General features: G+C 67.1%; 5 protein-coding genes. 3 read left to right on the forward strand and 2 right to left on the reverse strand.

The genetic code is table 11. From position 1 onward, the window contains the following. The first annotated feature begins 169 nt into the window (after positions 1 to 169). Genes ribA through ACO6VM_RS24395 form a run of 3 tightly spaced genes read left to right on the forward strand, consistent with a single transcriptional unit; the run spans position 170 to position 2015 of the window. The gene (gene ribA, locus ACO6VM_RS24385) at positions 170 to 787 is read left to right on the forward strand and encodes a GTP cyclohydrolase II (protein ID WP_110993356.1); all 618 of its coding nucleotides are present in this window, start codon (positions 170 to 172) and stop codon (positions 785 to 787) included. Beyond that, positions 784 to 1203: an MFS transporter gene (locus tag ACO6VM_RS24390; RefSeq protein WP_258644375.1), complete on the forward strand. Its 420-nt coding sequence runs from the start codon at positions 784 to 786 to the stop codon at positions 1201 to 1203. The genes ribA and ACO6VM_RS24390 overlap by 4 nt, the downstream gene beginning before the upstream one ends. After that, positions 1203 to 2015, forward strand: a complete 813-nt coding sequence (locus ACO6VM_RS24395) for a cobalamin-binding protein (RefSeq protein ID WP_422403910.1) — start codon at positions 1203 to 1205, stop codon at positions 2013 to 2015. Before ACO6VM_RS24390 ends, ACO6VM_RS24395 begins: the two co-directional genes overlap by 1 nt. Here ACO6VM_RS24395 and ACO6VM_RS24400 read toward each other — a convergent pair. Both ACO6VM_RS24400 and dxs read right to left on the reverse strand, forming a co-directional pair. After that, complete coding sequence (locus ACO6VM_RS24400; RefSeq protein WP_401058002.1) at positions 1993 to 3843, reverse strand: TonB-dependent receptor domain-containing protein; 1851 nt, start codon at positions 3841 to 3843, stop codon at positions 1993 to 1995. The two genes, ACO6VM_RS24395 and ACO6VM_RS24400, sit on opposite strands and share 23 nt — an antisense overlap. A gap of 155 nt (positions 3844 to 3998) precedes the next feature. After that, the gene (dxs, locus tag ACO6VM_RS24405) at positions 3999 to 5894 is read right to left on the reverse strand and encodes a 1-deoxy-D-xylulose-5-phosphate synthase (protein ID WP_422403911.1); all 1896 of its coding nucleotides are present in this window, start codon (positions 5892 to 5894) and stop codon (positions 3999 to 4001) included. Between the last annotated feature and the right edge of the window lie 102 nt (positions 5895 to 5996).

The following is a 5996-nucleotide window of genomic DNA, read 5'->3' on the forward strand; positions in this document are numbered from 1 at the left end:
GATGGCCAGTCAGGAACATCGCGGGGCAAGCCCGCTCCCACAAGACACTCTTCTGTTCCATAAGCATCGAACTTTTCGATCTTAAGCGGCGATATTCAGCCTGCGCACCCGTGCCGGGCTGCTGATACAATCGGCCCAACTGAAATTTCCTACTTCCCAGGAGCACAACGTGCCCGTCGTCTTTGTCGCCGCTTGCAAACTCCCGACCCCCTACGCGATTTTCACCATGCATGGTTTCCTCGACGAAGCCACTGGCCGTGAGCATGTGGTGCTCAGCCTGGGTGACATCGCCGACGGCGAGCCGGTGTTGGGGCGGCTGCACTCCGAGTGCCTGACCGGCGATGCGCTGTTCAGCCAGCGTTGCGACTGCGGTTCACAGCTGGACGCCGCGCTGCAGGCCATCGCCCGCGAAGGCCGTGGCGTGCTGCTGTACCTGCGTCAGGAAGGCCGTGGCATTGGCCTGTTGAACAAGATCCGCGCCTACGAGCTGCAGGACGGCGGCGCCGACACCGTCGAGGCCAACGAGCGCCTGGGCTTCGCCGCCGACCAGCGTGACTACGCCATGTGCCTGCCGATGCTCGAGCACCTGGGCGTCAGCGCGCTGCGCTTGATGACCAACAACCCGCGCAAGGTCAAAGCCCTGACCGACATGCAGATCAAGGTCGCCGAGCGCGTGCCGCTGCACACGGGCCACAACCCGCACAACCGCCTGTACCTGGCCACCAAGGCCGACAAGCTGGGCCACATGATGGGCAACAAGCACCAGGGCGAGGTGCCGCAGGCGTGACCCGTGGCGAGGTGAAGCGGCGCCTGGCGCTGGCCTGGTGGCAGTACCTGGCGGTCGGCCTGGTGCCGTTGCCGGTGATGGCCTGGGCTTTCGGTGGCGGCGAGCCGCTGATCCCGGTGTTGGCCATGCCGCTGTTCATCGCCGGCGCAGCCACCATGTTCCTCAGCCTGCCGCGCTTTGGCGCCTACAAGCGCACGCTGATCGCCACCGACAAGCTCCTCGGCAGTGCCGAGGAGCCGGCCGCCTGGATCGAGCTGGCGCGGGTGCGGCGCCTGGCCATGCTGTATGCCTGTTTCCCGGCCTGGGTCGCCGCCTTGTCGGTGCTGGTCGGGCTGGAGGCGGTGCCGCAGATCCTCCTGGCGATTTCCACCGTGGTGCTGTTGTACCTCTACCGCATTCCGCGCCAGCTCGGCTGATGCGGGCGCTGCTCGTTCTGTGTGCACTGCTGAGCTTCGGCGCCCAGGCCGAGGCTGCACCGCGGGTGGTCAGCCTGGCGCCGTCAATGACCGAGATCGTCCTCGAGTTGCAGGCACAGGACCTGCTGGTCGGCCTGCTCGATGGCGGTGAGCGCCCGGCATCGCTGCAGGGCCTGCCCTCGGTGGGGCGCCATGGGCAACTGGACATGGAGCGGCTGCTCAGCCTCAAGCCCGACCTGCTGTTGCTCTGGCCCGGCAGCGTGGCGCCTGCGCAGCGCGACCAGCTGCGGCGCCTGGGTATTGCCACCTTCAGCGCCGAGCCCGGCGACCTCGACCAGTTGATCACCCAGATCGAAGCCATCGCCCAGCGCCTGGGGCGTGACGAGCAGGGGCGCGTGTATGCGGCCAGCCTGCGTGAACGGCTGCACGGCCTGCGCGAGCGCTACCGGCGCGAGACGCCGCTGCGGGTGTTCTACCAGGTGTGGGACAAGCCCCTGTACACCTTGGGCGGGCGGCAGGTGGTCAGCGATGCGTTGCGGGTCTGCGGGGCGCGCAATGTGTTCGATGACCTGCCGCAACCGGCGCCACAGGTCAGCGTGGAGTCGGTGCTGCTGCGTGACCCGCAGGTGATCCTCGCTGGCGACCAGGCGCAACTGGCCAGCTGGCGTAGCTGGCCGAAGCTGAGCGCCGTGGCCGCTGGCCACTTGCTGGTGGTGCCGGACAAGGGCCTGGAGCGGCCCAGCGGGCAGATGATCGAGGCCACCGCGCGGCTGTGTGCCTTGCTCGACGCTACAGCGCCGGTGTCCAGGTGACGCTGAGCAGCCAGGTGCGACCCTCTTCGCGATAGCCGTACTGGCTGCCATCGAAGTTGTACAGGGCGCGGCTGTACTGTTTGTCCAGCAGATTGTCGAGCTTGAGCTCCAGCTTCACCTCATCCGTCGCCGACCAGCCGCCGCGCAAGCCGAGCAGGCCGTAGCCACCCAGGCTATTGCGGTTGGCTTCATCGTCGTAGCTGCTGCTGACGGCCTGCCAGCTGCCGCCCAGGCTGAAACGCTCGAACTGCCGATCAAGGTCCAGGCTCAGCGTGCGCCGGGCGCGGCGGGCCAGGGTGTGGCCGCTGTCACGGTCGCGCGGGTCGATCAGTGCCAGGCCAAGCTGGCTGTGCCACTCGCCCCATTGCTGCTGCAACCCCAGCTCGAAGCCGTTGATGCGCGCCGAGGCCACGTTGCGTGGGATCGAGTCGGCGCCGAAGATGATCGCGTCCCGCAGGTCGGTGCGGTACAGCGAGGCTTCCAGGCGGCTGTCGGCGGTCAGCTGGCTGCGCCATTGCAGCTCGTAGCTCTTCGAACGCTCAGGGTCCAGGTTCGGGTTGCTGTACTGCGGGTAGTACAGGTCGTTGAAGGTCGGCGCGCGGAACCCCTCGCTGTAGGACAGCAGCAGGTCGTTGCTGGCGTTGACGGGCAGAGTGAGGCTGGCGCTCCAGGTGGTCTGGCCGCCGAACTGCTGGTTCTGGTCGCGGCGCAGCCCCAGCTCGGTGGAGAACCACTCACCGGCGAAGCGATGCTGGGCGAAGATCGCACGGTTCCAGCGGCTGTCCTCGTCGAAGTCGGTGCTGGCATGCACCCGGTCCTGGTACCAGTCGCCGCCGAGCAGCAGGTTGTTGCGCGCATCCAGGGTGAAATCGTTTTGCCAAGTGGCCTGGTCGCGGTAGGTGTTGAACACCTGGCGTTCGTCGCTGAGCTTGTCGCGCTTGTCGTCGCGGTTCTCGCTATGGCCCAGCTCCAGGCGTGAATGCCAGGCGTCGTTGAGCTGGGCGTCCAGGTAGGTGCCGAGGCTGCTGACGGTGAAGTCGGTATAGGGCTTCTGGCCGAACAGGCCGAACGGGTTGTCGTATTCGCTGCGCCCACGGCTGTCGAGCAGGTTCAGGCCGGCCTCGAAGCGTTCGTTGAACACGTGGCTCAGGCTCAGGTTCAGCGAGCGGTCGCGGTAGACATCATGGTCGCCGTCGCTGGCGAATGACGGGCCGGTCGAATCGATCCCGGCGGTCTCGTCCAGGCTGGCGCCCAGGTTGAAACGGGTGTCGCCATCGCCGCCGGACAGGCCCAGGCTGCGTTGCCAGGCCTGGTTGCTGCCGGCCGCCAGGCGCAGGCGGGGCTGCAGGCCCTGGCCGTCGCCACGGCGGGTGAAGATCTGGATCACCCCGCCGATGGCGTCGCTGCCGTACACCGCCGAACGCGAGCCGCGCAGCACTTCCACCCGCTCGATCTGCTCGACGTCGAGAAACTGCAGGCCGCTGTCGCCGGAGGTGGCGTTGGCGATGCGCACGCCATCGACCAGCACCAGCGTCTGCGCGGCCTTGGTGCCACGGATGAAGATGCCGGGCAGGCTGCCACGGCCGCCGGTTGGTGCCACTTGCACGCCGGGCACGCGGGTGAGCAGGTCGCTGACGCTGGTGGGTTGCAGGCGGTCGATGTCGCTACGGGTGAACACCGTGTTGGCGGCGCTGGTGGCGCTACGCGATTCGACCTGGCGGCTGGCGCTGATCAGTACGTCGGGGAGCTTGAGGGCGTCGTCGCGGGAGGGTTCGGCGGCCAGGGCGGCGGCAGGGAGGCAGAGCAGGGAAAGCGTAGAGATCTTCATGGGCAGTTCAATTGAAATCGCGGGGGAAAAAAGACCTCCCCCCACCCCCCCCCAAGGAAGAATGCCCCCCCCCCAAGACCCCCCAGGGGGAATGTGAGAATCTCCCCCGTCCTCGCGTTTTTGGGGGGGGTTTTCCCCCCCCCCCCGATAGGGCCTTACAGGCCGAGCTTGGTCATTCGGGCTTTGACGGCAGCCTCGATCCCGGCCGCATCCAGCCCGCACTCGGCGAGCATCTGCGCCGGCTTGGCATGCTCGACATAGATGTCCGGCAGGCCCAGGTGCAGCAGCGGCTTGACCACCGCCTCGCGGGCGAGGAACTCACCCACGGCAGCGCCGGCACCGCCCATGATGGCGTTTTCTTCGACGGTCACCAGCAGCTCATGGCCGGCGGCCATTTCCAGCACCAGGGCTTCGTCCAGCGGTTTGACGAAGCGCATGTCGACCACGGTGGCGTCGATCTCTTCGGCAACCTGCAGGGCTTCGCTCAGTTGCACGCCGAACACCAGCAGGGCGACCTTGCTGCCCCGGCGGCGGACCACGCCCTTGCCGATCTCCAGTGGCTCGAGGTCGCCGCTGATCGGTGCGTTCGGGCCGGTGCCACGCGGGTAGCGCACGGCCGCCGGGCCCTTGTAGTGGTGGCCGGTGCTGAGCATCTTGCGCAGCTCGTTCTCGTCGCTCGGGGTCATTACCAGCATCCCGGGGATGCAACGCAGGTACGACAGGTCGTAGGCCCCGGCGTGGGTCGGGCCGTCCTCGCCGACCAGGCCGGCGCGGTCGATGGCAAACAGCACGTCGAGGTCCTGCACCGCCACGTCGTGGATCAGCTGGTCATAGCCGCGCTGCAGGAAGGTGGAGTAGATCGCCACCACCGGCTTGGCGCCCTCGCAGGCCATGCCGGCGGCCAGGGTGACCGCGTGCTGTTCGGCAATCGCCACGTCGAAGTAGCGCTCGGGGAAGCGTTCGCTGAAGTCGACCAGGTCCGAGCCTTCCTTCATCGCCGGGGTGATGCCCACCAGGCGGTTGTCGGCGGCGGCCATGTCGCACAGCCACTGGCCGAACACGGCGGAGTACTTCGGCCCGCTCGGCTTTTTCGGCGCGACCGGCTTGTTGGCCGGCTCCAGCTTGGTGATTGCGTGGTAGCCGATCGGGTCGACCTCGGCCGGGGCGAAGCCCTTGCCCTTTTTGGTCACCACGTGCAGGAACTGCGGGCCCTTGAGGTCACGCATGTTGCGCAGGGTGGCGATCATGGTCGGCAGGTCGTGGCCGTCGATCGGGCCGATGTAGTTCCAGCCCAGCTCTTCGAACAGGGTGCCGGGCACCAGCATGCCCTTGGCATATTCCTCGGTGCGGCGGGCGATTTCCCAGGCGCCAGGCAGGCGTGACAGCACTTTCTTGCTGCCTTCGCGCATGCTGGCGTAGGTGCGGCTGGAGAGAATCTTGGCCAGGTAGTTGGACAGCCCGCCGACATTGCGCGAGATCGACATGTCGTTGTCATTGAGAATGACCAGCATGTCGGCATTCACTTCCTGCGCGTGGTTCAGCGCTTCGAAGGCCATGCCGGCGGTCAGTGCGCCGTCGCCGATCACTGCGATGGATTTGCGCGGATCGTTCTGCAGGCGGGCGGCGATGGCCATGCCCAGCGCGGCGCTGATCGAGGTGCTGGAGTGACCGACGCCAAAGGTGTCGTACTCGCTCTCGCTACGGCGCGGGAAGGCGGCGATGCCGTCCTTCTGGCGCAGCGACAACATACGGTTGCGCCGGCCGGTGAGGATCTTGTGCGGGTAGGCCTGGTGACCGACGTCCCACACCAGCCGGTCATCCGGGGTGTCGAAGACGTAGTGCAGGGCGATGGTCAGCTCGATGACGCCCAGGCCGGCACCGAAATGCCCGCCGGTCTGCCCCACGGTATAGAGCAGTTCCTGGCGCAGCTCGTCGGCCAAAGGCTCGAGGTCGGCTTCGGCCAACCGGCGCAGGCCGGCAGGCGTGTCGGCGCGGTCGAGCAACGGCGTGACCGGGCGTTCGCGGGGGATCTCTTGAAACGTCGTGGGCATCAGGCGAGTCGTTATAGGTTTGAAGACGCGGCAGTTTACCCCATTGTGGGAAAAGCTGCCCATTCAGACGGGGGTATCAACAGGGATCTGTGGGCTCGGGGG

Origin of the sequence: Pseudomonas sp. GZD-209, assembly GCF_049310485.1 — a bacterium.
Lineage (GTDB): Bacteria > Pseudomonadota > Gammaproteobacteria > Pseudomonadales > Pseudomonadaceae > Aquipseudomonas > Aquipseudomonas sichuanensis.

Coding starts and splice junctions, on each gene's coding strand:
- ACO6VM_RS24395 (WP_422403910.1), top strand. CDS start 1,203: ATGCGGGCGCTGCTCGTTCTGTGTGCACTGCTGAGCTTCGGCGCCCAG.
- ACO6VM_RS24400 (WP_401058002.1), bottom strand. CDS start 3,843: ATGAAGATCTCTACGCTTTCCCTGCTCTGCCTCCCTGCCGCCGCCCTG.
- dxs (WP_422403911.1), bottom strand. CDS start 5,894: ATGCCCACGACGTTTCAAGAGATCCCCCGCGAACGCCCGGTCACGCCG.